Source organism: Bartonella sp. LJL80 (assembly GCF_054871565.1).
The window spans coordinates 58,338-85,076 of sequence record NZ_JBTXLM010000009.1 but is presented as its reverse complement, the minus strand read 5'-3'; the positions used below and the strand labels follow the sequence as shown (position 1 = coordinate 85,076).

General features: G+C 48.9%; 25 protein-coding genes, 1 tRNA gene, 1 pseudogene and 1 riboswitch. Of the genes and pseudogenes, 22 read left to right on the top strand and 5 right to left on the bottom strand.

Annotation, left to right across the window (positions count from 1 at the left end; genetic code table 11):
- Positions 1 to 126 precede the first annotated feature (126 nt).
- Positions 127 to 1,266: pseudogene (locus ACYSNS_RS12800) on the bottom strand (DEAD/DEAH box helicase); the annotation flags it as partial.
- Between the two features lie 162 nt (positions 1,267 to 1,428).
- On the bottom strand, positions 1,429 to 2,202 hold the full coding sequence (locus tag ACYSNS_RS12795) for an NAD kinase (protein ID WP_461723553.1): 774 nt from the start codon (positions 2,200 to 2,202) through the stop codon (positions 1,429 to 1,431).
- 218 nt (positions 2,203 to 2,420) lie between these two features.
- Here ACYSNS_RS12795 and ACYSNS_RS12790 point away from each other — a divergent pair, with 218 nt between their 5' ends.
- Positions 2,421 to 2,804: a DUF1090 domain-containing protein gene (locus ACYSNS_RS12790; protein WP_461723552.1), complete on the top strand. Its 384-nt coding sequence runs from the start codon at positions 2,421 to 2,423 to the stop codon at positions 2,802 to 2,804.
- Between the two features lie 267 nt (positions 2,805 to 3,071).
- Positions 3,072 to 3,148: transfer RNA gene (locus tag ACYSNS_RS12785), tRNA-Arg, on the top strand.
- 342 nt (positions 3,149 to 3,490) lie between these two features.
- Here ACYSNS_RS12785 and uvrA read toward each other — a convergent pair.
- Positions 3,491 to 6,403 carry an excinuclease ABC subunit UvrA gene (uvrA, locus tag ACYSNS_RS12780; protein ID WP_461723551.1) on the bottom strand — a complete coding sequence of 971 codons (2,913 nt, stop codon included), beginning with the start codon at positions 6,401 to 6,403 and terminating at the stop codon, positions 3,491 to 3,493.
- A 225-nt stretch (positions 6,404 to 6,628) separates the two neighbouring features.
- On the opposite strand from uvrA, the gene ACYSNS_RS12775 reads away from it, so the two are divergent.
- From ACYSNS_RS12775 to ACYSNS_RS12760, 4 genes are read left to right on the top strand one after another with little or no spacing between them, the layout of a single operon-like run.
- Complete coding sequence (locus tag ACYSNS_RS12775; RefSeq protein WP_461723550.1) at positions 6,629 to 7,144, top strand: single-stranded DNA-binding protein; 516 nt, start codon at positions 6,629 to 6,631, stop codon at positions 7,142 to 7,144.
- Between the two features lie 29 nt (positions 7,145 to 7,173).
- Positions 7,174 to 7,815 (top strand): hypothetical protein, encoded by a 642-nt coding sequence (locus ACYSNS_RS12770; RefSeq protein WP_461723549.1) that lies wholly within the window; start codon positions 7,174 to 7,176, stop codon positions 7,813 to 7,815.
- A complete protein-coding gene (locus ACYSNS_RS12765; protein ID WP_461723548.1) occupies positions 7,812 to 8,261 on the top strand; it encodes a hypothetical protein in 450 nt (149 codons plus the stop codon). Before ACYSNS_RS12770 ends, ACYSNS_RS12765 begins: the two co-directional genes overlap by 4 nt.
- A complete protein-coding gene (locus ACYSNS_RS12760; protein ID WP_461723547.1) occupies positions 8,261 to 8,785 on the top strand; it encodes a hypothetical protein in 525 nt (174 codons plus the stop codon). The genes ACYSNS_RS12765 and ACYSNS_RS12760 overlap by 1 nt, the downstream gene beginning before the upstream one ends.
- 87 nt (positions 8,786 to 8,872) lie before the next feature.
- Here ACYSNS_RS12760 and ACYSNS_RS12755 read toward each other — a convergent pair whose 3' ends face one another.
- A complete protein-coding gene (locus ACYSNS_RS12755) occupies positions 8,873 to 9,505 on the bottom strand; it encodes a MarC family protein (RefSeq protein ID WP_461723575.1) in 633 nt (210 codons plus the stop codon).
- A gap of 208 nt (positions 9,506 to 9,713) precedes the next feature.
- On the opposite strand from ACYSNS_RS12755, the gene gyrA reads away from it, so the two are divergent.
- The 14 genes from gyrA (at position 9,714) to ACYSNS_RS12685 (ending at position 22,867) form a co-directional block, all read left to right on the top strand.
- Complete coding sequence (gene gyrA, locus ACYSNS_RS12750) at positions 9,714 to 12,494, top strand: DNA gyrase subunit A (protein WP_461723546.1); 2,781 nt, start codon at positions 9,714 to 9,716, stop codon at positions 12,492 to 12,494.
- A 49-nt stretch (positions 12,495 to 12,543) separates the two neighbouring features.
- On the top strand, positions 12,544 to 13,038 hold the full coding sequence (gene coaD / locus ACYSNS_RS12745; protein WP_461723545.1) for a pantetheine-phosphate adenylyltransferase: 495 nt from the start codon (positions 12,544 to 12,546) through the stop codon (positions 13,036 to 13,038).
- Between the two features lie 38 nt (positions 13,039 to 13,076).
- Positions 13,077 to 13,634 carry a peptidylprolyl isomerase gene (locus ACYSNS_RS12740; protein WP_461723574.1) on the top strand — a complete coding sequence of 186 codons (558 nt, stop codon included), beginning with the start codon at positions 13,077 to 13,079 and terminating at the stop codon, positions 13,632 to 13,634.
- Between the two features lie 20 nt (positions 13,635 to 13,654).
- Positions 13,655 to 14,167, top strand: a complete 513-nt coding sequence (locus tag ACYSNS_RS12735) for a peptidylprolyl isomerase (protein WP_461723544.1) — start codon at positions 13,655 to 13,657, stop codon at positions 14,165 to 14,167.
- A gap of 15 nt (positions 14,168 to 14,182) precedes the next feature.
- Entirely contained in the window at positions 14,183 to 14,632 is a 450-nt protein-coding gene (locus ACYSNS_RS12730; protein WP_461723543.1) for a DMT family transporter, read from the top strand.
- On the top strand, positions 14,632 to 15,690 hold the full coding sequence (gene queA / locus ACYSNS_RS12725; protein WP_461723542.1) for a tRNA preQ1(34) S-adenosylmethionine ribosyltransferase-isomerase QueA: 1,059 nt from the start codon (positions 14,632 to 14,634) through the stop codon (positions 15,688 to 15,690). Before ACYSNS_RS12730 ends, queA begins: the two co-directional genes overlap by 1 nt.
- 4 nt (positions 15,691 to 15,694) lie before the next feature.
- Positions 15,695 to 16,825, top strand: a complete 1,131-nt coding sequence (tgt, locus tag ACYSNS_RS12720; RefSeq protein WP_461723541.1) for a tRNA guanosine(34) transglycosylase Tgt — start codon at positions 15,695 to 15,697, stop codon at positions 16,823 to 16,825.
- Between the two features lie 61 nt (positions 16,826 to 16,886).
- Positions 16,887 to 17,873 (top strand): LLM class flavin-dependent oxidoreductase, encoded by a 987-nt coding sequence (locus ACYSNS_RS12715; protein WP_461723540.1) that lies wholly within the window; start codon positions 16,887 to 16,889, stop codon positions 17,871 to 17,873.
- Positions 17,874 to 18,108: 235 nt separating this feature from the next.
- On the top strand, positions 18,109 to 18,609 hold the full coding sequence (locus ACYSNS_RS12710) for a gamma-glutamylcyclotransferase family protein (RefSeq protein WP_461723539.1): 501 nt from the start codon (positions 18,109 to 18,111) through the stop codon (positions 18,607 to 18,609).
- Positions 18,610 to 18,676: 67 nt separating this feature from the next.
- Positions 18,677 to 19,546, top strand: a complete 870-nt coding sequence (locus ACYSNS_RS12705) for an ABC transporter substrate-binding protein (RefSeq protein ID WP_461723538.1) — start codon at positions 18,677 to 18,679, stop codon at positions 19,544 to 19,546.
- 95 nt (positions 19,547 to 19,641) lie between these two features.
- Positions 19,642 to 20,481 (top strand): amino acid ABC transporter permease, encoded by an 840-nt coding sequence (locus tag ACYSNS_RS12700; protein WP_461723537.1) that lies wholly within the window; start codon positions 19,642 to 19,644, stop codon positions 20,479 to 20,481.
- 5 nt (positions 20,482 to 20,486) lie between these two features.
- On the top strand, positions 20,487 to 21,269 hold the full coding sequence (locus ACYSNS_RS12695) for an amino acid ABC transporter ATP-binding protein (RefSeq protein WP_461723536.1): 783 nt from the start codon (positions 20,487 to 20,489) through the stop codon (positions 21,267 to 21,269).
- Positions 21,270 to 21,494: 225 nt separating this feature from the next.
- Positions 21,495 to 22,139, top strand: coding sequence for a GntR family transcriptional regulator (locus tag ACYSNS_RS12690; RefSeq protein ID WP_461723535.1), 645 nt, complete (start codon positions 21,495 to 21,497; stop codon positions 22,137 to 22,139).
- A gap of 293 nt (positions 22,140 to 22,432) precedes the next feature.
- Positions 22,433 to 22,867, top strand: a complete 435-nt coding sequence (locus ACYSNS_RS12685) for a VOC family protein (protein ID WP_461723534.1) — start codon at positions 22,433 to 22,435, stop codon at positions 22,865 to 22,867.
- 138 nt (positions 22,868 to 23,005) lie between these two features.
- Here ACYSNS_RS12685 and ACYSNS_RS12680 read toward each other — a convergent pair whose 3' ends face one another.
- On the bottom strand, positions 23,006 to 24,082 hold the full coding sequence (locus ACYSNS_RS12680) for an AbrB family transcriptional regulator (protein WP_461723533.1): 1,077 nt from the start codon (positions 24,080 to 24,082) through the stop codon (positions 23,006 to 23,008).
- A gap of 398 nt (positions 24,083 to 24,480) precedes the next feature.
- On the opposite strand from ACYSNS_RS12680, the gene ACYSNS_RS12675 reads away from it, so the two are divergent.
- Positions 24,481 to 25,935 (top strand): cobyric acid synthase, encoded by a 1,455-nt coding sequence (locus tag ACYSNS_RS12675; RefSeq protein WP_461723532.1) that lies wholly within the window; start codon positions 24,481 to 24,483, stop codon positions 25,933 to 25,935.
- 10 nt (positions 25,936 to 25,945) lie between these two features.
- Positions 25,946 to 26,174, top strand: a riboswitch (cobalamin riboswitch).
- Positions 26,175 to 26,221: 47 nt separating this feature from the next.
- Positions 26,222 to 26,734, top strand: a complete 513-nt coding sequence (gene cobU / locus ACYSNS_RS12670; RefSeq protein ID WP_461723531.1) for a bifunctional adenosylcobinamide kinase/adenosylcobinamide-phosphate guanylyltransferase — start codon at positions 26,222 to 26,224, stop codon at positions 26,732 to 26,734.
- Positions 26,735 to 26,739 lie beyond the last annotated feature (5 nt).

The window sequence follows — 26,739 nt, the reverse complement described above, 5'->3', positions numbered from 1 at the left end:
GTTCTTATTGGCATCATTATCGGCTGGCTGTGGAACATTTGCGACGGTCTTATCGCTTTTCCCTGTCGCCTTTGGTTTGTTGGTCTTGCGCCTGTTATTGTCTTCCATTTTGTCCTGTGTCTGTTCAAGTGAAGACAAATCACCATTCAGCCATTCGAGTTTTTCTTTGCTCATCTTTTCAATGGCATCGACATATTTCTGATCGGACTTCGTCACAATGGTAAATGCTTTACCCGATCTGCCAGCCCGTCCGGTACGACCGATACGGTGCACATAATCTTCCGCATGGGTGGGGACATCATAATTGAATACGTGGCTGACATCAGGAATATCAAGGCCGCGCGCTGCGACATCCGATGCGACCAATAATTTTAACTTGTTGTCTTTGAAACTTGCCAACATGGCCATGCGCGAACGTTGATCCATATCGCCGTGCAATGCACCAACACTGAACTCATGTTTTACCAGCGATCGGAAAAGTTCGGAAATATCTTTTTTCCGATTGCAAAAGATGATCGCATTTTTCAGCTCGTCACCCTCAGCATTGATCAGATCACGCAATACGGCTCTTTTGTCCCAAGCCTTGCTGCCCGATTTGACCAACTTCTGCGTAATGGTTTTAGCGGTCGAAGACGCCTGAGCCACTTCTACCCGCGTTGGCGAGTGGAGAAATTGTTCTGTCAGTTTAGTAATTTCCGGTGGCATCGTTGCCGAAAAGAACAATGTCTGTCGTGTAAAGGGTATAAGTTTGCAAATCCGCTCAATATCGGGAATAAAACCCATATCGAGCATCCGGTCGGCTTCATCGATAACCAGAATCTCAACGCCGGTTAGCAGCAGTTTTCCGCGCTCAAAATGGTCTAATAGGCGTCCCGGCGTAGCGATAAGCACATCAGCCCCGCGCTCCAGTTTACGGTCTTGTTCCTCGAACGAAACGCCGCCTATAAGCAAAGCAACATTGAGACGGTGGTTGATGCCATATTTGTCGAAGTTTTCTTCAACCTGTGCGGCTAGTTCACGGGTAGGTTCCAGAATGAGCGTACGCGGCATACGGGCCCGCGCGCGGCCTTTTTCCAAAAGGGTAAGCATTGGCAGCACGAAGGACGCAGTTTTACCCGTGCCCGTTTGCGCTATACCCAAAATGTCCTTACGCTGAAGAGCATGGGGAATTGCCCCTGCCTGGATGGGGGTTGGTTCTTTATATCCGGCGGCTTTTACCGCTTTGACAACCTTTTCAGAAAGGCCCAAATCATCGAAACTGGTCAAAGGTGATATCGCTCTTTCTTCTGGATGTCCCACCCACAGCCTATTCAGGCCCTGCGGTCGAGACTAATCAGTCATTCGGCACCATCTTAAGGCGTTACGGCGCATTAACCAAAAAGTCAACCATAACCGTGTTTTAGAGGCCGCTTAGTCCCAAAAAACCATCTAATAACGGAATTGTTCGGATAAAATCCGTTCATCCCAAGAATGGTTGGGATCAAAGAGAATAGAAGCAGTCGTATCGCGGGCGGCGGAAATTGTGACGGATTTCACTGATTTTACTTCCACATTGTCGGCAGCGGCGTTGACGGGACGCTTGTTTGTCTCAAGCATGTCAAAACGCACAGTGACCGTATTGGGAAGCAGCGCGCCATGCCAGCGCCGTGGGCGGAACGGACTTACCGGGGTAAGTGCCATTAATGGCGCCATAAGCGGCAGGATGGGGCCCTGTGCCGAAAGGTTATAAGCCGTGGAACCGGCAGGCGTTGCCACCATGATACCGTCACAGCTCAACTCCTCCATGCGCACCTTATCGTCAATGCTTATGCGGATTTTAGCGGCCTGATAGGATTGCCGGAACAATGATACCTCATTGATTGCCAACGCCTCTATATGGCCGTCGTGGAGGGAATCGGCCACCATGCGTAAGGGATGTATCTCTTCCTTATGTGCTGAAGCTATTCTTTCGGGGAGATTGCGCTCATGATATTCATTCATAAGAAAACCGACAGAGCCGCGATTCATACCATAGATAGGCTTTTCCGTATTCATAAAATCGCGCAGAACCTGTAGCATGGTGCCATCGCCACCAAGCGCGACGATAACATCGGCTTTTTCAATATTCGCCTGGCCGTAGATCTTGGCGAGCTTATTACGGGCCTTTTGTGCCTGCTCGGTCTCAGCGGCAATGAAATGGAAATCCTTGATCGTGCTTGTCATGTTGTCATGTCCGGAATGTATGTCGCAATGTCTTTATCTTATTTTGAGTTCCTAAGGAAACGCCATTTCCGTTTTGTTTAGGATTGGCTGAGTGAAGAGACGAGTCTTGCATCACGTAAAAGTCTCAATTTGATATAATATAAGTCAAAGGTGATTCCACCGGATCTATCGCTCGGGGATTATATTAAAACTTATATTTAGATCGCTAAGAGGTATCAATGTACAAAAAACTCATCGTATGTGCAGGTCTTTTGACCATTTTAGGAACGCAAGCATATGCAGAAAGCAATTTGACCGGTTGTGCTGCCAAGAAACAGGAAGTTTCGGACCAAATTGAATATGCCCGCACCCACGAGAACAAGAATCGTGTTGCCGGTTTGCAAAAAGCTCTTCGAGAGTTGGAAGCCCATTGCACCGATGAAGGCTTGTTAAAAGAACGCCAAGCTAAAGTGGCTGAAAAAGAGCGCAAGGTTGCTGAGCGTCAGTCCGATCTGGCTGAAGCAAAGGCAAAAGGTGATACGAAAAAAATCGAACGACGTCAGGAAAAGTTAGAGCAAGCACAAAAAGAGCTCGACGCTGCAAAAAAAGATCTGACGCGCTAAACCGGATATAGCTATTTATGACAATACGGGCCGCAACATTTTAAGTGATGTTGCGGCCCAAGTTTTTATGCCTAAAGAGAGCCATGAACTTTAGCAACCCTATGTCAATGCAGTGCCGAAAATTGTTAAAATTTTGGGAGTAAAAAACGATAGCGCTACTTTCCTTGTTCGTGCATGGAAAGGAATAAATAGACGGAACTATCTTTTTTGATTGATGCATGGCGTTTGTTCGGTTAGAAGACCACCACTGGTTTTCACCAGCCTTGCGCACCCGTAGCTCAGCTGGATAGAGCGCTGCCCTCCGAAGGCAGAGGTCACAGATTCGAATTCTGTCGGGTGCGCCATAACATGCGACTGTTCCTATCGCATATCGCTACTTTCATAGTGTACTCGCTGATCGATATGTCAAGGATGCGAATAATGTGCGCAGAAGAGAAAATATAGGATCAATTTAATCGCGAGAGAAATGCCTGCCACATTATCCCGTATGTCAATTGATAATGGAAGTGGTTGTCAATAAAATACCGAGTACTTAGAATGTGATGATATAAGCGGTCGCCATCGTTTAAAAAGCCGAAATTATTGGGATTCTATCAAGCCTGTTAGACACTTATAGCCTCGCGAATGATCAAATAAACAACGGCAGGATTACTCCTGCCGTTTAGTTATCTCTGAGGCTTCTGAATTTAAGCGGATTTTTGCAGTGGTCGCCGCTCCAAAAGCTCTTTCAGGAAATGCCCCGTATATGAGCGCTCGACATTTACGATATCTTCCGGCCGGCCCACCGCAACGATTTCGCCACCGCCATCGCCACCTTCCGGCCCCAGATCGATGATCCAGTCAGCGGTCTTGATCACCTCAAGATTATGCTCGATAACGGCTACTGTGTTTCCTTGTTCGACCAATTCGTGCAAAACCTCTAGCAACTTGGCCACATCGTGGAAGTGGAGGCCTGTCGTCGGTTCATCAAGTATGTAAAGCGTTCTGCCGGTCGCTTTGCGTGACAACTCCTTGGCCAGCTTGACACGCTGTGCTTCACCACCCGATAACGTTGTAGCCTGTTGCCCGACTTTGACATAACCAAGCCCGACTTTGACCAATGTATCCATCTTATCGCGAATGGCAGGTACGGCCTGAAAGAATTCAGCGGCCTCTTCCACCGTCATGTCCAGAACATCGGCTATGGATTTACCTTTGAAGGTTACATCCAGCGTTTCGCGATTATAACGTTTTCCATGGCAAACATCACATGTCACATAAACATCCGGTAGAAAGTGCATCTCGATTTTGATGACGCCGTCGCCCTGACAGGCTTCACAACGGCCACCTTTCACATTGAACGAGAAGCGGCCAGGTTGGTAACCACGCGCCTTCGATTCAGGTAAACCGGCAAACCAGTCACGGATGGGCGTAAAGGCACCCGTGTAGGTTGCGGGATTGGAACGCGGCGTACGTCCTATCGGTGATTGGTCGATATCAATCACCTTATCTAGGAATTCCAAGCCGTCGATCTTATCGTGCTCGGCTGGATGTTCTCTACTTCCCATGATGCGACGAGAAGCGGCCTTGAATAGTGTTTCAATCAAGAAGGTCGATTTGCCACCGCCGGAAACACCCGTGACACAGGTAAATGTGCCAAGAGGTATATCGGCACTGACATTTTTCAGATTATTGCCACGTGCACCTACAACCTTCAATTTGCGTGACTTGGAGATTTTTCTGCGTTCAGACGGAACAGCGACTTCCATCTTGCCCGACAAATATTGACCTGTGAGTGAGGCGGGGTCATCCATGACATCGCGCGGAGTTCCCTGGGCGATCACATGTCCGCCATGGACACCGGCAGCAGGGCCGATATCCACAACATAATCCGCTGTCCGGATAGCATCTTCATCATGTTCGACAACGATCACGGTATTGCCCAAGTCACGTAGGTGGTGCAACGTTTCAAGCAAGCGCGCATTATCGCGTTGATGGAGGCCGATCGACGGTTCATCTAGAACATAGAGGACACCGGTCAAGCCCGATCCTATTTGCGAGGCCAAACGTATACGTTGGCTTTCACCGCCAGATAGCGTTCCAGAATTTCGCGACAGGGTAAGATATTCAAGCCCGACATCATTGAGAAACTTGAGACGTTCGCGGATTTCTTTCAGAATACGAGCGGCAATATCACGCTGCTTTTCGGTAAAGCTTTTATCTATTTGCATAAACCATTGATCAGCCTTGGAGATCGACATTTCCGAGACTTGACCAATATGCAGCTTGTCTATCTTTACGGCTAAGGCTTCCGGCTTTAAACGATAGCCGTTGCAAGCCGGGCAGGGCGACGATGACATGTAGCGTTCAATTTCTTCCCGAGACCAGGCGGAATCCGTCTCTTTCCAACGACGTTCCATGTTGGGAATGACGCCTTCAAAGCTTTTCGTCGCAGAATATGAGCGCAAGCCGTCATTATATGTAAAGGTGACTTCCTTTTTACCCGTACCATAGAGAATGGCATGGCGTGCTTCATCGGAAAGCGCGTTCCATTTATCGGTCAATTTAAAATTGAAAGCTTTGCCCAACGCTTCCAACGTTTGATTGTAGTAGGGCGAGGATGATTTTGCCCAGGGTGCGATGGCACCGCCCTTCAATGTTGCACTCTCGTCCGGAACAACCATTGATGGATCGATTGCCTGTTGAGTGCCAAGCCCATCACAAGTGGGACATGCGCCAAAAGGATTGTTAAACGAAAATAAACGGGGTTCGATTTCGGGAATAGTGAAACCTGAAACCGGACAAGCAAATTTTTCTGAAAACACCAAGCTTTCGTGCGTTTCATTCTTCGACTTATTGGCAGAGCCACCTGCGGTCGCACTCGCCGGCAGTGGTTTATCTGCCATTTCGGCAATAGCCAGTCCGTCGGCCAAACGCAGGCTGGTTTCAAGACTATCGGCCAAGCGGGTGGCAAGGTCGTCACGCACGACCACACGATCAACAACAACGTCTATGTCGTGCTTATATTTCTTGTCCAATGCAGGCACGTCAGCGATTTCATAGAAGACACCGTCGACTTTCACTCGTTGGAAGCCTTTTTTAAGAAGCTCCGCCATTTCCTTTTTATATTCGCCCTTACGTCCGCGTGCCAGCGGTGCCATGATAAACAGACGTGTACCTTCAGGCAGCGCCATCACGCGGTCGACCATCTGACTGACTGTTTGGCTTTCAATCGGCAGACCGGTCGCCGGCGAATAAGGTACGCCGACGCGCGCAAATAAAAGTCGCATATAGTCGTGGATCTCGGTCACCGTGCCTACGGTTGAACGAGGATTACGACTGGTGGTTTTTTGTTCAATGGATATGGCCGGAGAAAGCCCGTCGATCTGGTCGACATCAGGCTTTTGCATCATCTCGAGAAACTGGCGTGCATAGGCCGAAAGGCTCTCGACATAACGGCGCTGTCCCTCTGCATAGATCGTATCGAATGCCAGCGACGACTTGCCAGACCCAGATAGACCGGTCATGACAATTAACTTGTCACGCGGAAGGTCGAGATCGATGTTTTTGAGGTTATGCTCGCGCGCGCCGCGTATAGAAATAAACTTTTGATCAGACATATCCGGCCTTGTGGGAATGGAACAAAAATGGAACACTTGCTTTCAAATAGGAGACATCGCTATAAATTGCAATGGCTTGATGAAAGGTCAACATCGCTGCACGGCAGAAGTTCTGTGGAAAGACCGGCGCAAGGGAGCGCTTTTTATGCGCGCATTGTGAAAAATCTGTATTGTAGGCATAATTTTATCAGCGACTGCGCGGTCGCGTGTTTTGGAGTTTGAATAATGGCAGGCAGTGTTAATAAAGTTATCTTGATCGGCAATTTGGGGGCGGATCCGGAAATCCGCCGGATGAATTCGGGCGATCAAGTGGCAAGCCTGCGCATTGCGACATCAGAAAGCTGGCGTGATCGCAATACGGGGGAGCGTCGCGAGCGCACAGAGTGGCATAGCGTTGTTATTTTTAACGACAATCTGGTTAAAGTTGTCGAGCAATATGTGAAAAAAGGCGCAAAGGTCTATATTGAGGGCCAATTGCAAACACGCAAATGGCAAGACCAGAACGGAAATGATCGTTATACGACAGAAATCGTATTGCAAAAATTCCGTGGTGAGTTGCAAATGCTTGATGGCCGCGGCGAAGGTGGCGGCGGTCGCTCGCAGGTCAGCGATCAATCCGGTGGGTATGGCGGCGGTTCTGGCGGCTTCTCTGGAAACGATCAGAGCGGTGGTTTTGGCGGTGGAAACCAGTCATCCGGTGGAAATTTCTCACGCGAACTTGACGATGAAGTGCCATTCTAAGCTAAATGCCATTTTAAGCGGGGAAAAAGATGAAAAAAACTGTCCTTACAGTTGGTTGTTTTCTATGCACATTGCTGTTTTTGCAATTCGCAGTTGCCAGTAACATACCGCAGACCGCTATGCAGTCTGCGGCGGAAATCCCGCCTCCTCTGGTCAAGAAGTCCCCTACATTTGATAGGAAGCTTCTTGAGCCAGTAGATGGCGTAGAATTCATTATATTTGCGCAAATGGCATATGACGCGTTTTATCGTGATGTAAACATTGATGATGAGGCGTCGCTGAAAAAGGTTTATGGGTTTTCCGAAGCTCAACGTGATCATGCCAATGTCGAGTTCGGCAAGCGTATGAAAGATGATGCAAGTTTCACGCTCATCAATCTTTACGGAGCCTATTTTTTCATGGATGCCGAGAAAGACAGCCTATCTTACGGTAAGTACGCAAAAGACTACGTTCAGTCCGTACTCAATGACGGGCCGCTTTATGAAGATGCCCCCATGACAATTCAGGAATATGCGGCTTTGATGAATTTCTACGGTCGCAAGATGGACTTTGCCAAAGAAATGACCCGTGCTGAATCTGACAAGGTGATGTCAGAAAAAGGTATGACTTATCTCGACTTACAGATTATCGGTGCGTGGATTGGGCGACATAGTGCATTGGGTATGCGATGAGCTGGCGTCTTTTAGCCATAGTTTTTGTGGTCGTCGGAATTTCAAGCCTGACAGCGCAGTCGCAGGACAGGAAACCACTTGGTGCTTGGGACTTTGCCGTAACCAGTCTCCACTATAGCAATGACGGCGTCAGACCTATAACGCAAACGAGCCGTATCTGTTTGCAAAAATCCGCGGATGAAGCAGCTGTTTTCTTCGACTTTGAGCCAAGAATAGGCCGTTGTAAACTTAAGGAATATCGCATTACCGATGACAGTCTTCTGGTTTGGGCCAATTGCGATGAAGGCGCCGACATCGGAGGACATTATCAGTTTGAAATGTATGCGGTGTCTCCCGGACGCTTGGAGGGGGACTTGGACTATGGTTCAAGTTCAGATGATACGCGCTATGGAATTCAAGCGCAAAGTTCTGTCGTTGCAACTTATGTCGGCCAGTGTGGTGAGTGATGAAGGTTCTAAAAGCGCTTCACTTAAGGATTTTCTTATCTTTTTTAGGAGTGATAGGTGTCCAATGCTTAGGCTCGCTTGCTTATGGGCAGGCGACGTTTGAATATTTTGGCGGTTCTGTGACTGTCGGGCCCGGTAGCAGCGAAGAGAATCAACGCGAAATTGCCAACCGTGTTAGCGCCGGTTACTGGCGTATTACATGGATTGAACCGCGTATCAGCGGCAAGGTTACGGCCAAAGAGCAATCTTTTATGCGGTGCTATTCGAAAAGTGATATGAAACGGGCAGCCAATATCGGACTTCCTGCGGCCCAAGAAAAACAGTGTAAGACCCGGCCGATGCTCATTGGAGACGATGTTTCTTTCAAGTCTGAATGTCCAGACGGCGACTACGATTTGCGATTGTTTGATTGTCGAGGTCAATTATGTGGAAAGTTCAGCTATATGGCTGCTGAAAGCCGCTTGAAAATTGATGCAGCCATTTTTCTGGATAAAGTTGCTGAAACCTGTCCTGCCGCGCAGTAGAAGTTGAGTTGACGCTGATAAAGCCCGGCTTGCAGCCTCTGACTTCTACGATAGTCGTCCGCCTTTACAGCTTTTAATCCACCTGTTTTAGGATAGCTTAAAGAGTGTAATGATACCGTTGGCAACAAATTGCACAGCCAACGCGGCCAACAATACGCCGAAAAGCCTTGTGACAATGGTTCGTCCAGTGTCCCCGAGAAATCTGTCAATGGGATGTGCCAGCATCATAAAGGCATAACAGGCAATCATAGCACCTAAAATGACAACGGTTGAAGCGATTGATCCAATGAAGCCCGGATTTTTGCTGGCCATCAAAATCGTGGCCGATATAGAACCGGGGCCAGCGATCATCGGTAAAGCTAGGGGGAAGGCTGCTATATTGCGAATATGGTCTTTGGTGATAGCTGTTTTGGCGCTCTTTTCTTTTCGTTCCGAGCGCTTTTCAAAAATCATTTCAAAAGCAATGGCGAAAAGCAGGATACCGCCGGCTATTTGGAATGCTCCGAGCGATATACCAAGCCCATTGAGAATGGCCGCGCCAGCCAAAGCGAAGGCTATCAAAATGAAAAAGGCGATAATGGATGCTGTCACAGCCGTCGAGCGACGTTCAGCCCGGCTCATGCCGTCGGTCAGGCTCAAGAAAATTGGAACAAGTCCGGGTGGGTCTATCGTCACCAAAAGTGTGATCAAAGCGTTTAGCAGCAAGCCCGTTTCGAACATGGTTGTCAGTCCTTTATTGCCGATCAATCGCCGTTTTCATCATAAATGTGGAAAAAGTCGATGCGTCATCCACCACTTTTTGTTGTTAGCAAATAACGTGCTGAAATACAAAAGCAAATTGGAGCGCATTAAAGGGCGGTGAATTGGCGTTTCAGGGCAATTTTCGTTATAAAGGGTGAATTGATTCTATTTGGAAAGTAATGAAACCGTGAACGATCATATTCTGCCGCCAGATTCTGGTGCACCGAACGGCATTGAACCGGTCAACATTATCGAGGAAATGCAACGCTCTTATCTCGATTACGCCATGAGCGTAATTGTATCGCGCGCCCTGCCGGATGTGCGTGATGGATTGAAGCCTGTGCATCGCCGTATCCTTCATGCAATGAACGAGATGGGGCTTTCCTATAACAAATCCTATCGTAAATCGGCCGGTGTGGTCGGTGAGGTTATGGGTAAATTCCACCCGCACGGTGACGCCTCTATCTATGACGCGTTGGTGCGTATGGCGCAGGACTTCTCGTTGCGCGATCCTTTGATTGATGGTCAGGGTAATTTCGGCTCTATTGATGGCGATCCTCCGGCAGCCATGCGTTATACCGAGTGCCGTCTGGAGAAGGTGTCTGAAAATCTCCTTCTCGATATCGATAAAGAAACGGTCGATTTTCAAGACAATTATGATGGACGTGAGCAGGAGCCGGTCGTACTACCGGCGCGCTTCCCAAATCTACTGGTTAACGGTTCCGGTGGTATTGCCGTAGGTATGGCAACCAATATTCCGCCGCATAATCTGGGTGAAGTTATTAATGGTTGTGTCGCATTGATCGACAATCCAGCAATGACGCTTGAGGAGATGATCGAGATCATTCCAGGGCCCGATTTCCCAACCGGCGGCATCATTCTTGGACGTGCGGGTATCCGTTCGGCTTATGAGACTGGCCGTGGTTCGGTTATTATGCGGGCCAAGGTGGAGATCGAAGAAATCCGCAACGATCGGCAGGCTATCATAGTCAGCGAAGTTCCCTATCAGGTGAATAAAGCGACCATGATCGAGAAAATGGCCGAATTGGTACGTGATAAGCGTATTGAAGGTATTTCGGATTTGCGCGATGAATCCGATCGCGATGGCTATCGCGTCGTGATCGAGCTGAAGCGTGATGCGGTTGCCGATGTCGTCCTCAACCAGCTTTATCGCTATACACCGCTGCAGACGTCTTTTGGTTGCAATATGGTGGCGCTGAATGGCGGCAAGCCGGAGCAGTTGACTCTGTTGGATATGCTTCGCGCCTTTGTTGCCTTCCGCGAAGAGGTTGTAAGTCGTCGTACCAAATACCTCCTGCGTAAGGCGCGTGAACGGGCGCATGTTCTGGTTGGTCTGGCAATCGCTGTTGCCAATATCGACGAAATTATTGCGCTTATCCGTAAGGCGCCAGACCCGCAAACTGCGCGTGAGCAGTTGATGACGCGGCGCTGGCCGGCTGCTGATGTGGCGCCGTTGATCAAGCTGATTGATGATCCGCGCCATATCATTCATGACGATAACACCTACAATCTTTCGGAAGAACAGGCGCGCGCCATTCTCGAACTGCGCTTGCAGCGTTTAACGGCTCTTGGCCGAGACGAAATTGCCGACGAGTTGAATACAATTGGCGCTGAAATTGCCGATTATCTGGATATATTGGCTTCACGCTTGCGCATTATGACCATCGTCAAGGACGAGATGATTGCATTGCGCGACGAGTTTGCCACCCCGAGACGGACTGCTTTCGGTCTCGGTGGTGCAGAGATGGATGACGAAGATCTTATCGCACGCGAAGATATGGTGGTAACAGTCAGCCATAGCGGTTACATCAAACGCGTTCCGCTCAATACCTATCGGGCGCAGCGTCGCGGCGGTAAAGGCCGCTCAGGCATGTCCACCAAGGATGAAGATTTCGTCACACGTTTGTTTGTCGCCAATACACATACGCCGGTATTGTTCTTCTCTTCGCGTGGTATCGTTTATAAGGAAAAGGTTTGGCGTTTGCCGGTGGGGACGCCACAGTCACGCGGTAAAGCGCTGATCAATATGTTGCCACTGCAACAGGGTGAACGTATCACCACTATTATGCCATTGCCGGAAGATGAGGCAAGTTGGAGCGAGTTGGACGTGATGTTTGCGACAACGCGTGGAACTGTGCGGCGCAACAAGCTTTCAGATTTTGTTCAGGTCAATCGGAATGGTAAAATCGCCATGAAGCTTGATGAGGAAGGCGACGAGATTCTTTCCGTTGAAACATGTACTGAGAATGACGATGTTGTGCTGACAACCGCCAATGGTCAATGTATCCGTTTCCCTGTTGTTGACGTGCGTGTGTTTGCAGGCCGTAACTCCATTGGTGTGCGTGGCATCAATATGGCAGAAGGTGATACCGTTATCTCCATGACAATTCTGGGCCATGTGGAAGCAACGCCAGCGGAGCGTTCCGCCTATATCAAGCGGGCGGTTGCCGAGCGAAGGGCCGCTGGTGCCGACGCTGATGATGTCGCTATCGTCAGTGATGAAGAAGTCGCCGTTGAAACCGAATTGAGTGATGAGCGTTATATCGAGCTTGCGGGGCAAGAGCAAACGCTCCTGACTGTCAGCGAGTTTGGCTACGGAAAACGTTCGTCATCTTATGAATTCCGCATTTCGGGACGTGGCGGCAAGGGTATTCGGGCAACTGATCCGTCCAAGACTGCTGAGATCGGCAAATTGGTTGCGGCGTTTCCTGTCGAAGCGCAAGACCAGATCATGTTGGTTTCAGATGGTGGCCAATTGATCCGTGTGCCGGTTGATGGCATCCGTATCGCCGGTCGCTCAACCAAGGGCGTAACGATCTTCCATACTGCCGATAATGAAAAGGTCGTGTCAGTCGAGCGTATATCAGAGCCGGAAGATGATGGTTCCGAGGACGGCGAACTTGACATTGCAGCCGATACTGAAGTTGTTGCTGGAGCTGAGGAATAGACATTCAGCCGATAGCAACAGCAGGACTTGACTTAACGGGAGCGTAAGAATGACAGTTGCCATTTATGCCGGTTCTTTCGATCCCGTTACCAACGGTCATATCGATGTTTTGCGTGGAGGCCTTGTTGTTGCCGATAAGGTCGTTGTTGCCATCGGAATTCAGCCGAACAAAAAACCGCTGTTCAGCTTTGAAGAACGTCGTCAATTTATAGAAGAATTAGGCAAAGACATATTGGGCGTGGCGGAAGAACGCCTGTCGGTTATTTCTTTTGATAATTTGCTCATTGATACAGCCCGGGAAATAGGGGCATCGATGATTATTCGCGGATTGCGCGATGGCACGGATCTTGATTATGAAATGCAGATGGCTGGTATGAACGGTATTATGGCACCAGAGCTGCAAACGGTATTTTTACCGGCAAGCGTTTCAGTCCGTGCTATAACGGCAACATTGGTGCGCCAAATAGCTGCAATGGGGGGCGATGTTTCGCCGTTCGTGCCAGCGAATGTTGCAGCTGCTTTGCGTGAGAAATTTAAATCCTGAATGGAGAACCTAACGTGTTAAGAAAACTTTTTGCCGTGATGGCTGTCGTTTTTGCACTCGCATCGCTTTCGACGGGTGCATTGGCGGCTGGTGGAGAAAATCTGGTTTTAACTTTGAAAAATGGTGACGTCGTCATAAAGCTTCGGCCTGATTTGGCGCCAAAACACGTGGCTCAAATCGAAAAGCTGACCAAAGAAGGCGCTTATGATAATGTCGTTTTCCATCGTGTTATTCCGGGTTTTATGGCGCAGACAGGCGATGTGAAATTTGGTAAAAAAGGCAGCGCTGACTTTAACCCGCGTCGTGCTGGCATGGGCGGTTCGAACTATCCTGATATACCTGCAGAATTCTCAAAAGCACCGTTCAAGCGCGGCACTGTCGGTATGGCACGTTCGCAGGACCCGAATTCCGCCAACTCACAATTCTTCATTTGTTTTGACGACGCGCCATTCTTGAATGGACAGTATACCGTTGTCGGAGAAGTGGTCAAAGGGATGGATGTGGTTGATAAAGTGAAAAAAGGCCGCACCGATAATAACGGATCTGTTGAAGATCCGGATATCATCGTGAAAGCCCATTTGGAAGCTGCCAAGTAAAATTGAAAAGGAATTAACCTATGGCTGAAATTAAAGATCCTGAAAATACGCTCGTTCTTGAAACCACCAAAGGCGATGTGGTGATTGAGCTGTTGCCTGATTTGGCGCCGGCCCATGTTGCCCGCGTTAAGGAACTGGTTCGTGAAGGTGCCTATGACAATGTTGTTTTCCATCGTGTTATTGATGGCTTTATGGCACAAACGGGCGATGTCGAATTCGGTAAGAAAGACGGAAAGAAATTCAACCCATCCCGCGCTGGTATGGGTGGTTCGGATAAGCCAGATCTCAAGGCAGAGTTTTCAAACGTTCCGCATAAACGTGGTACTTTGTCGATGGCCCGCAGCCAAAATCCCAATTCGGCAAACTCGCAATTCTTCATCTGCTTTGAAGATGCGCCTTGGCTTGATCGCCAATATTCGATTTGGGGTCAAGTTGTTGAAGGCATGGACAATGTTGACAAAATCAAACGCGGTGAGCCGGTGAGCGATCCGGACAGCATTGTCAAGGCGACTATTGCTGCTGATAAAAAGTAAAAGTGTAAGTTACTTATGGCTGCTGCTTTCTGGTCGATACTTGGTGTTCTGGCAGGTGCTTGTATTGCTTTACAAGCGCCTATCAACACGCAACTCAGCCGTGGGTTGGCGATGCCGGTCGCCGCAGCAGCCGTTTCTTTTGGTGTTGGTGCACTGGTTCTGGGTGTCGCCACCATCTTGCTTGCAAAGTTTAGCGGGCAGTCTCCACAATGGCGAGTGCCCGCTTTCTGGCTTTTTCTTGCAGGCGGTGTTTTGGGCAGTTTCTATGTTACAGCCGTTATTCTTCTAACACCGCGTGTTGGCGCGGCAGCAGTGATGGCGCTCGCTGTGTCAGGGCAGTTGATCGCTGGTCTGGTGATCGACAAAGCGGGCTTTCTAGGTGTTGCCGTTCGTGAAATTTCAATCGGTCGAATAGCCGGTGTCATTTTGCTGATCACTGGTGTTGTTATGATCCGTGCGTTCTAATGCAAGTTGACCTTTTTGATTTTGACCTACCCGAAAACCAGATTGCGCTGCGTCCCGCAGTGCCGCGCGAAAGCGCGCTTTTGCTGCATGTGGTACCAGACGCGCCGCTTGAAGACCTCCGCGTTGCCGATCTTCCTTCACTTTTGAACCCCGGAGATGCCTTGGTTTTCAATGACACCAAGGTTATCCGTGCGCAACTACAAGGAATTCGCATGAGAGGCGAAGCGGTAGCTCACATCGGTGCTACTTTGCACATGCGGGTTTCGGGCAACCAATGGAAAGCATTTGTAAGGCCTGCAAAACGTTTGAAGGTGGGTGAGATTATCATTTTCTCCGTGGCCGATTTCGAGCTGCGTGCGGTTGTTGTCGAAAAAGGCGACGATGGTGAAACATTGCTGGAGTTTGATCGGGCAGGGGAAGCGCTTGATAAGGCTATAGCGCTTGTGGGACACATGCCTCTACCACCCTATATCGCGCTGAAACGCGGTGAAGATGCACAAGACGAGAGCGACTATCAAACAGTTTATGCAAAACAAGAGGGTGCTGTAGCTGCACCAACAGCCGGATTGCATTTTACGCCCGACTTACTGGAAAAAATCCGTCAGCGTGGTGTTGAAGAGCATTTCGTAACGTTGCATGTCGGTGCCGGGACATTTCTTCCCGTCAAGGTGGATGACACCGAGCATCATAAAATGCATTCGGAGATTGGCCATATTGATAGCAAAACGGCGGCAGCATTGATGGCTGTCAAGGCACGTGGCAACAAAGTCGTTGCTGTCGGCACAACCGCATTACGCCTTTTGGAAAGTGCTACGGATGAGCGTGGGCAACTATCAGCCTGGTCTGGTGCAACTGATATTTTCATTACGCCGGGTTATCGATTCCGTTTTGTTGACCGGCTTATGACCAACTTTCATTTACCGAAATCAACGTTATTCATGCTTGTTTCTGCATTCAGCGGCATGTCAACAATGCAACAAGCCTATGCTCATGCCATAAAAAGCGGTTATCGTTTTTATTCCTATGGTGATACGAGTTTATTGGAACGAAAAGACTGAAGCGATGACAGAGACATTCCAATTCACGAAAATAGCGCAAGATGGTCAAGCCCGTCGTGGCGAGATCAGCATGCCGCGGGGCAATGTACGGACACCCGCTTTCATGCCCGTTGGTACAGCGGGTACAGTCAAGGCGATGTATATGGAGCAGGTCAGTGATTTGGGTGCCGATATCATACTTGGCAATACCTATCATCTGATGTTGCGTCCGGGAGCCGAACGTGTTGCGCGATTGGGCGGTTTACATGAGTTTGCCCGTTGGCCGAAACCCATTTTAACCGACTCTGGTGGGTTTCAGGTTATGTCGCTTGCAGGATTGCGCAAGCTGACCGAGAAGGGCGTGACATTTCAATCGCATATTGACGGCGCACGCTACGAAATGAGTCCCGAGCGATCGATCGAAATTCAAGGTCTTCTGGATTCCGATATCCAAATGCAGCTTGATCAATGCGTAGCGTTGCCGGCTTCTGAAAAGGAGATGGAAGCGGCAATGGAACTGTCTTTGCGTTGGGCGGAACGCTGCAAAACAGCATTTGGGCATCAACCGGGCAAAGCGATGTTCGGCATTGTACAGGGGGGCGATAATCCTAGGTTGCGTGAGCGTTCCGCAACGGCTCTGAAAGAAATGGGGCTTAAAGGATATGCCGTTGGTGGTTTGGCGGTTGGCGAACCTCAACATGTGATGATGGCTATGCTTGAGGCAACATGTCCGATTTTACCGGAAGATAAGCCCCGCTATCTAATGGGCGTCGGTACACCGGATGATATTTTAAAAAGCGTCGCACGCGGTATTGATATGTTTGATTGCGTTATGCCGACGCGTGCGGGACGTCATGGACTGGCTTTTACGCGGTTTGGTAAGATTAATTTGCGCAATGCGCGTCATGCTGAAGACCCACGTCCGCTTGATCCCGAATCCTCATGCCCGGCTGCGCGTGATTATAGTCGTGCCTATCTTCATCATCTTGTCAAAGCGGGTGAGGCACTTGGCGGAATGTTGTTGACGTGGAACAATCTTGCTTACTACCAGCAGCTCATGCAAGGCATTCGAACGGCTATTGAAGAACAACGCTTTGACGATTTTTCCAACGCAACCACTTTGCGTTGGGCGGAAGGTGACGTTGCACCGCTTTGATTGATAAGAATTCTGGTTGGACGCGATTGTATTCAGCCAGAGGCTGCTTATATCTAAAGACATGAAAATATCTGTTCTTGATCTTTGTCCTGTCCCAGAAGGCAGTGACGTTGCACACGCGTTAAAAAACGCAATCGAATTGGCGAAGCACTTGGAAAGCTTGGGTTTTCCGAGGGTGTGGTATGCCGAACATCACAATATGACTGGTATAGCCAGTGCCGCGACCTCAGTGGTCATGGGGCAGGTGCTTGCCGCGACGAAAAAAATCCGCGTTGGTGCGGGCGGTGTCATGTTGCCCAATCATTCGCCGCTGGTTATTGCCGAGCAGTTTGGCACTTTGGAAGCGCTCTATCCCGGACGCGTCGAGTTGGGTCTGGGCCGGGCACCGGGCACAGATCAAATGACAGCGCGGGCTTTGCGGCGCACGCTTGAAAGTGATCCCAATGATTTCCCGCGCGATGTTGTAGAGCTTATGTCGTACTTCAAACCTGTAGAGCCAGGCCAAAGTCTGCGTGCGGTTCCAGGTGCCGGCTTGAATGTGCCAATCTGGATACTTGGGTCGAGCCTATTCGGCGCGCAGCTTGCCGCTATATTGGGGCTGCCCTATTCATTCGCATCGCATTTTGCACCCGCAGAGCTGCATCGCGCATTAGCTGTTTATCGTGAACGTTTCCAGCCCTCGGAATATCTCGAAAAACCAAAAGCCATGGTGGCACTGAATGCTATTGTGGCAGATACCGATAGTGAAGCTGAATTTCTTTTTTCTTCTCAGCAGCAGGCATTTGTCAATCTTCGCACGGGGCGGGCGGGGCCGCTGCCCAAACCTGTAGAAAATTACGTAGACGGTTTACCACCGCAAAACCGCATGGTGTTGGATCAGGCTTTATCCTGTTCCGTCATTGGATCGCCGCAAACGGTAAAAACCGGTCTCCTTGATTTGATAGAAAAGACCAAAGCGGATGAGCTCATTGTTACCTCCCCGATATGGGATAGCCAACAGCGGAAAGCATCATTTACCCGTTTGGCGGATGTTATAAGCGCACTTTAATCGAGCCTTTTGATAGACACAGAAGAGACCGCCTTAGTGGCGGTTTTTTTTGTATTGGACAGGGTTTTCTCATCCCGAAAAGAATTTGTTGACAAAATATATTTTAAAATATACGAATAAATATATGATTGGAGGATCATATTTAGAAGTCGTGATACCGACAATCTCAAAAAACATTTTAAACATTCATCTGTCGTGTGAGGACGCGTCGGATGTAATCAATAGAGGTTTTACGATGTATTATTTTGCATATTGTACGTGGCTGGATGACGCTGAAATCAAACGGTATTGGCCAGAAGCAAAAATGGTAACAAAGGGCTTTGCCGCCAATCACCAGCTCAAATTTCATGCGGCGGGAGACCGTAAAGATCGTGGTTGGTGCCATTTCGATAATAGTGCTGCGGCTGCCGGGCAGAAAGCCTTGGGTGTTGTGTTTACGCACGGGCCTGATCGCTTTGAAGAAGATTACGACGACTTCGAACGGTGTTGCATGACTGTCTATGGCGACGATGGAAAAACCTATGATTGTTGGACCTATCGCCTGCTCCGTCCGGGTATTGAGATGCGGCCGCCTAATTTCTATTGGGAGCATATACCAGCCGGTTTCGAACAGTTCGGCTTTCCAAAAGACTACGTTGAAAAAGTAAAGGGCGTCTATCAAGCGGCTGCTGAATGCCCGCGTGCTGACCGTCCAAATCCGTCTGCCATTCCGGGCAAAGGGGCTGAAACGCGCTAAAGCGTAAGGGCAGGGCGCAGGGCCCTGCCTGTTCTAAAATAATAATAATAGAACAAAGGGGATTAAAATGGGAATCAATAGAATTGTCAGGTGCGGCCTGCTTTGCAGCCTCATGCTTGGCCTCACGACTTTATCTGTGGCTGGACAGGAGGCAAGGTCATTGCTGCCTGAAACGGTAAAAAACAAAGGATATGTTACCATCGGCTCGCAGCAAACCGTGCCGCCAATAGAGTTTCGCGATACGAAAACCTTGGAAGTCATTGGTGCAAGTGTCGATCTTCTTCACGAGGTTGGCAAACGCTTGCAAATAGATATTCGTTTTCAGCAGGCTGAATATTCTGCATTAATATCCGGCATTGAAGCAAATCGTTTTGACATTGCGTCGGGTGCCATATCGGACACGGCGGAACGAGAAGAAAAACTCGACTTTATCAATTATATGATGGCGGGTGCGGCCATTCTGGTGCGGCTGGGTGAAGAAACCAGTTTGAAGACGATTAACGACTTCTGCGGACATAAAATGGCAACGTTGCTTGGTAGTCGTGTGATCATGGATGCCGTGGATAAAGCATCGGCGCAATGTATTGCGCAGGGACGTCAACCGATTGAAGTAGACCAATTGCCTTCAGCACCCGATGCACGTCAACAGTTGGATCTCAAACGCGTTGATGGTTATCTTGGTGATTATCCAGCACTTGTCTACATGCTGCAACAAATGCCGGCGCGATACGCAATAGCTTCAGGAAACTACATTCTGGTTCCTTATACCACTTCCTGGGGTTTTGCTAAAAACAACCCTTCTTTGCGTGATTCTTTCAAGGCCGCGATGGACGAAATCTACGCCGACGGCACCTATCTGGCTATCTTGAAGAAATGGCAGTTGGACGGTGTGGCACTGGATAGAATTACCGTCAATATGCCCGCCAACCGCCGTTGAGGCTATCCTGACTGCTTGGTTTTGTATGACCGGCATAGGATGAGCCACGTTGCCGACGCAATGCAAAAAAACAATCTTCCATACGGAGAAATAGAATGCGTGTTCCTGTAGATGCGGAATACCCGATCATACAACGCCGCCCTTGGGGAAGCTGGGCGTTGGGTGTAATGGTGATCGCTTTCCTGATATTCATCGTTTACGCGGGTTATAAACGCCAGATTATCGATGTTGAGGTGTTCAAGACCTATCTTTTCAGTACAGCTATTCTCAAAGCTGCTTTAAATGCGGTCATTTTGGGAACCTTGGCGCTGATCGGTGCATCGCTGATAGGCTTTGTGTCAGCTTTGATGCGTTTGTCGCAAAATCCCATACTCTCGTCCCTATCCGGTATTTATGTCTATTTGTTCCGTGGCACGCCGATGCTGATCCAGTTGCTTTTCTGGTTCAACGCCGTACCGATTATGTTTCCGAATATCTACATCATACTGCCTTTTATGTCGCAACCGCTGATAGATGTGCCGACACCGCAGTTGATTACGCCGTTTGTCGCAGCGTTGTTTGGCTTGGCATTGGCTGAGGGGGCTTACATGAGCGAGGTTATACGCGGTGGCATTATGGCCGTCGACCAAGGCCAACGCGCAGCCGCTGTCGCCCTCGGTATGACAAGAACCAAAGTGCTGACACAAGTGATTATGCCGCAAGCCGGTCGGATCATTATACCAACCACCGGCAATCAATATATCATGTTGTTAAAATCGACATCTTTGGCAATGGCGATTGGCTACCAGGAGCTGACACGTATCAGCATGGATATTTATTCCGCCAATTTCCGAACGACCGAGCTGCTGGTTGTTGCTGCCTTCTGGTATTTGGTGATGACAGCATTTGCCACAATCCTTCAAGCATTTCTTGAAAAAACATTCCCCCTACGGTGATGATAATGACAGGTCAATCAACGGCAGTAAGCCTTAACAAGATTACCAAATATTTCGGGTTGCAAACAGCTTTCGCAAATGTATCGTTTGATGTGCCATCAGGACAGGTTGTTGCTCTGCTTGGCCCTTCCGGTGCAGGAAAATCAACAGTGCTGCGCTGTATCAACCATCTCGAGAAAATATCGGCCGGTCGGATTTATGTTTATGATGACCTTATTGGGTATCGTGAAAGAGACGGCAGGCTTTATGAATTGTCGGATAGGGAGATAAGCCGTCAACGCCAGGTGGTTGGCATGGTTTTCCAGCACTTCAATCTCTTTCGACATATGACTGTGCTTCAAAACGTCATATGCGCACAGGTCCATGTGCTGAAGCGACCAAAGGTCGAGGCGCGAGATATCGCAATGGAAAATCTGCGCAAGGTCGGACTTGAAGCGAAATCTTCGTCTTATCCCGCACAATTATCCGGTGGCCAACAACAACGCGTTGCCATTGCGCGCGCGTTGGCGGTGCAACCGCGGGTGCTCTTGCTTGATGAGCCAACCTCGGCACTGGATCCAGAATTGGCGCAGGAAGTCGTGCTGACAATTCGGGAGTTGGCGCGTGAAGGACAAACCATGATGATTGCCACCCACGACATGGGAATTGCGCGGGATGTAGCAGACCGCGTGATATTCATGGAAAATGGGGCCGTTGTCGAGGACGCTTTATCGCAGCAGTTTTTCAAGCAGCCGCAAAATGAACGCGCCAGACAGTTTCTCGCCAAGATTTTGCATGCGCACGACTAGACATCCATAGCCGAAGTTTATCACAGCTATTGGCACTATTTGAACCATGATGAACTTCAACATCCATCTACAAACACAAAAGGGAGAGAAAAAGAGAGAGACACTTGACCTTGCCAAAACATCTTTTTTATTTGTATTGGCATTGGTTTAAGGCATATAGAATGCACAACTTCAGAGGTTGATCTTTTGATCAGGCCGCAGACTTGGTATCAGGTGAAAACCGTTATGAAAAAAGCAGGCGAAAAGTCTTCAAACACATCGGATATCCGAGCAAGGCTTCTCAGTATGATACTGGGTTCGGAATTGAAGTCCGGGCAGCGCATCGTCGAGGACGATCTTTGTGAACGTTTGGAGGTTGGACGCACGCCGTTGCGCGAAACCTTATTGGTTTTGCAAGGTGAAGGGTATCTGGAACGCAATCGCGGCTGGGTTGTCAGTCAGGTGGACAGTTCGCAAATATCCGCGATATTTGAAAGCCGTGCCGCAATTGAAGGGGCGACAGCCCGTTTGGCAGCACGCCATGCGGATGAAAGCGTTCACGATGCACTTGATAAGCTCATCCTGCAAATGGATGAGGTGGGTGGATTGCAAAGGCACGAACTCAATGCGTTGAATAATGCGTTTCACCAATTGATTGTCGATGCATCTGAAAATCCATTTTTGGTGGATTTCCATAAGCGCACCAAGTTTCAATATTGGCTGTTAAGGGTACCGGTGCTGTTCAGTGAAAATGAAACCAGTCTGACCAATCAGCAACACCGGGATATCCTTGCCGCTTTGCGTGACCGGGATGAGGATAAGGCTGAACGCTTGGCGCGCGAGCATGTCGAAACGACGAGAAATATTGTCGAGCCGGCTTTGCGGATGTAATTCACCGAGGCATTCTTTATGCGTTACCGCGTTTTCCGAAAGGTGTGAAGCGGTTTTTGGTTAACGAACGCGGTGTAAACAATGGATTAGAGCGTTGATCTGATCAAATCAGATCAAAATGCGCTTTAATATCAGCGTTTTGTTGTGTGTAGAAAAACATGCGGTGACGTTCTTCTGTCGCACCTATCATTATTCTACATGCAGCAGATTGTCTCCGGCTATATGGCCGTTCGTCTCTTTTTTCTTCCTTTGCACAAAACGACCGACTGAAAAATGCAAAGAGAGAGGACAAAATGACATCATTATTTCAAAAGCTTCACCATATCTGTATCGTTGTGCATGATCTTGAACAGAAGGTGGCCTATTATGAAAGCTTGGGAATTGGGCCTTGGTTCGATTATCCGAAACATCAACCCTATGTCGAGCTTGACGTGCCCGATGTAGCAGCGTCCGCTTCCATGCGTTACAAATGTGTAGATCTGGATAATGTTCAGCTGCAATTATGCGCACCAGGTACACTTGATTCACCACAAAGCAGGTTTTTAAGGGACCATGGCGAGGGGGTTTATCATCTTGGTTTTGAGGTCGACCAACTGAAATGCGCGGAAAAAATCGGTGCAGACCTTGGATTGCATGTTATTGCCCGCGGGTTTCGCGCTGATGGCACCGGCTTTTGCTATTACGATACACGTGAAAAAGCGGGAACAGTTTTGGAAATCCGTAAATAAGCAGATGGGCCGATTGAGCGGAGAAATGCGCAATCGGCTCGAAACCATAAAGCGTGGTCCTCAAAAAAAGGAAGCAGCTTTGAAAAAGATAGCAACATCTTATGTGTGAAGTCATCTGAATTAACATATGCACGCGCTCTAGAGATTAAGCCTGTTTGCGATGAAGCGCGACAACATGGGGCCGGTAATGGTGACAACAATGAAACGTGTTGTCTGGAAAGCCATAACAAATGGCACATTGACGGGTGTGCTGGCAGCAATAATAGACACAGAATCGGCCCCGCCCGGGCTCGTTGCGAGATAGGAGGTAAGAATATCGACGCCGGCTAGATGTGTCATCAAAATTGCCAATAAGGAACAAAGACCGATGAGCAGAAAGGTTGTGCCAAACAAAATTGGCAATGCTTTGATCGCATATAGAAGAATATTGCGGGTAAATCTGAGACCGATCGTCCAACCAATCAACATGTAACTGATGGCAAGCAACCACGGTGGCAGAACCAGATCTATCAAACCGAAATTTTGCAACAGAACCGCGATAACAAAGGGAACCAGCATTCCGCCGGCTGGCACACGCAAGGCTCTCGCCCCCAAGGAACCACCAAACGCAATCAAAATCGTGACGAAAAACCACCCGTAATGCATTTCTGGAAACCAGTTGATAGCGATATGTGTGGTTGTATCAGTTGAAAGAAAACGGGCGAGAATGGAAGCTAATCCTGCAACGATGACCACGCGCAAATATTGCATTACGGCGACGAGCCGCTCGTCGGCCCCGTAATCTTGCGCCATAATCACCATTGCCGAGGCGCCGCCGGGTGCCGCGCCCCATATTGCCGTCGTACCGGGGAGTACCTGTTTTTTCGCCAGAATATACCCGATGAGATTGGCAATGATGATTACGGAAAATACACCGCCGATAAACAGCGGCCAATCGGCGACCACCTCTCGAAGAATATCGTTGGTGATGACCTGTGCGACCATGCAGCCGACAACACCTTGAGCCATATTGAATAGCGGCGGGGTTATTTTGACCTGCGCATTTGATACGGCGATAAGTATGGCCGCAATCATCGGTCCAAGTAGCAGTGCCGCCGGTATTTGCAGCATTTCGAGCGCAACGATGAGAAGCGTTGTCAATAAAATCAGGCATATCCAGCGGAACGGTCGCGAAATATGCCCCAAATCCGGCAATGAGATGAAACGCTTAAACATGCTAATCGCTAAAACTTTGGAAGGGTTGCGTTAAGAAACACAAATGTTGTGAACGCACATCCAAAAGCTGTCAAGCAAACCACACTGGCTATTCAATGCCGAATACGTGAATGAAATTCATTTCAATAGGCCTGAAAAGCATAAAACTGCGTAACCGACATAGCGGTTAACGCAGTTTTATCAATACGCATTTCCCTTGCGATACTATACACTTGCAAGAGATTACTGCTCTGGTACGCACTACCTGATCCAGAGAGAAACAGTTTGTTTTTGTTTCTGATGACTGTTTAGCGCAACAATGTTAATCACGAGTTAGCGATCACTTAATGAAGTATGAAAATCGTCGTTTTTTGATACAAAAACGCATTTCATTCCAATAAATCGAAAGCCGGATGCACATGACGCGCGCACTAATGTTTCAGGGGACGGGATCGGATGTGGGTAAGACCGTATTGGTTGCCGGTTTTTGTCGGTTGGCGCGCAATCGTGGTCTGAGCGTAAGACCATTCAAACCACAAAATATGTCAAACAACGCCGCTGTTGCCGACGATGGTGGTGAGATTGGTCGGGGACAATGGTTGCAAGCTTTGGCTTGCGGTGTTCCGGCATCGGTCCATATGAATCCCGTTTTATTGAAACCGCAAAGCAGCACGGGATCGCAAATCGTTTTACAAGGAAAAGTCTTCGGCCATGCAAAAGGTGCCGACTACCAGAAATTGAAGCCGACATTGCTCGATAAAGTCATGGAATCCTATACAATCTTGAAAAAAGAATCGGATTTGATACTGATTGAGGGGGCCGGCTCTCCTGCAGAAATCAATTTGCGCCGAGGAGACATCGCCAATATGGGATTTGCGCAACGGGCCGACGTTCCAGTCGTTCTTGTTGGAGATATCGATCGTGGCGGCGTTATCGCCTCATTGGTTGGAACGCGCCATATTCTTGCGCATGATGATTGTGCGATGGTCGGCGGTTATCTTATCAATAAATTTCGCGGTGATGTTTCACTGTTTGATGACGGTGTGAAAGCCATTGCCGGTTATACCGGTTGGCGTTGCTTTGGCATTATTCCGTGGTTGAACGATGTTGCTTGCCTTCCCGCAGAAGATTCGATGGCGCTGGAGCACTACAAATCAAAGTCCAACGGCAAAATAAAAATAGCGATTCCAATCCTGCCTCATATTGCCAACTTTGATGATCTGGATCCGCTACTTCAAGAAAGTGATGTCGAGGTAATTTTTATCCGCGCGGGTGAAGCCTTTCCCATCACATGCGATCTCGTCGTTATTCCGGGGTCTAAATCCACCATAGCCGACATGACCGCATTGCGTGAACGAGGTTGGGCAAAGGCGATTATCGACCATGCGCATAATGGCGGTCATGTCATCGGTATCTGTGGTGGTTTTCAGATGCTTGGCAATAGAATCGTCGATCAACATGGAAAAGACGGCCCGGTACGCGACATTGCGGGGTTAGGACTGCTCGATATCGAAACGGAGATGGGACCGGAAAAAGTCACACGCAACGTAACCGCTCGACATATAGAAACCGGTCTGCCACTTAACGGTTACGAGATACACCTTGGGCAGACCACAGGTCCGGACACACAGAACGGAATTGTTGAGATTGATGGTCGGGTAGATGGTGCCGCCTCTCGCGATAAGCGCGTTTGGGGAACCTATTTGCACGGCTTGTTCCAGGCAGATGCCTTTCGTCATCATTTTCTTCAATCATTAGGGGGCGCTTCCGATGGCGTGAACCACAACGACAAGGTGGACCGCGCGCTTGACCGTATCGCTGAACAGTTGGAAAAAGTGGTGGACGTCAATGCGCTTTTTGCGCTTGCACGTTGATATCTGAAACGCTATTTTCAAAGCTTCCGGTTTTTGTGGTGGAGAAATTCATAACAAAAAGCAAAAGGGAATGCGGAAGATGGATCCAATTCGGACATCATTATCGCAGCCGACCCCGCGACTGTAGAATATGAGAACAAGCCAGGCCAAAGACACTTTGGCAGCCACTGATTGATCGGGAAGGCGGTTTTGTTTGTCGACATATGAGCCAGGAGACCTGCCGGAATAAGGGCAATAATGCTCAAACCGACCGGAATGATCCGGTAACGCCGACACGGAGGTTGTTTTGGCAAAATTGACGCTGGTTTTGGGCGGAATACGCTCGGGTAAATCGCGTTTTGCAGAAGAGCTGGTGCTGGCAAAGGGCAAGAAACCCGTTTACGTGGCCACAGCGGAAATCTTCAATCAGGAGATGCAAAAGCGTGTGGACCTCCATCGCGCGCGACGCCACCAATATTGGTTGGAATGCGAGGCCCCCATCGCTTTGTTAGCGGCGCTGTTGCAATATCAGGGGAACAGCCACGCCATTCTTGTCGACTGTCTAACCGTATGGTTGGGCAACCTCATGCATTACGAGGAAGATATTTCCCAATCCATCAAAAGTTTCGTGGACGGTCTTTCAGCGCTGGATGCTGATATTGTGTTGGTCTCAAGTGAAGTGGGATTAGGCATTGTTCCAGACAATGCGCTGGCGCGAGCATTTTGCGACCATGCGGGCACGCTCAATCAGGCTATTGCGGCTATATCAAGTGAAGTTTATTTCATTGCGGCAGGATTGCCGCTCAAGTTAAAAGGCTAAATCCT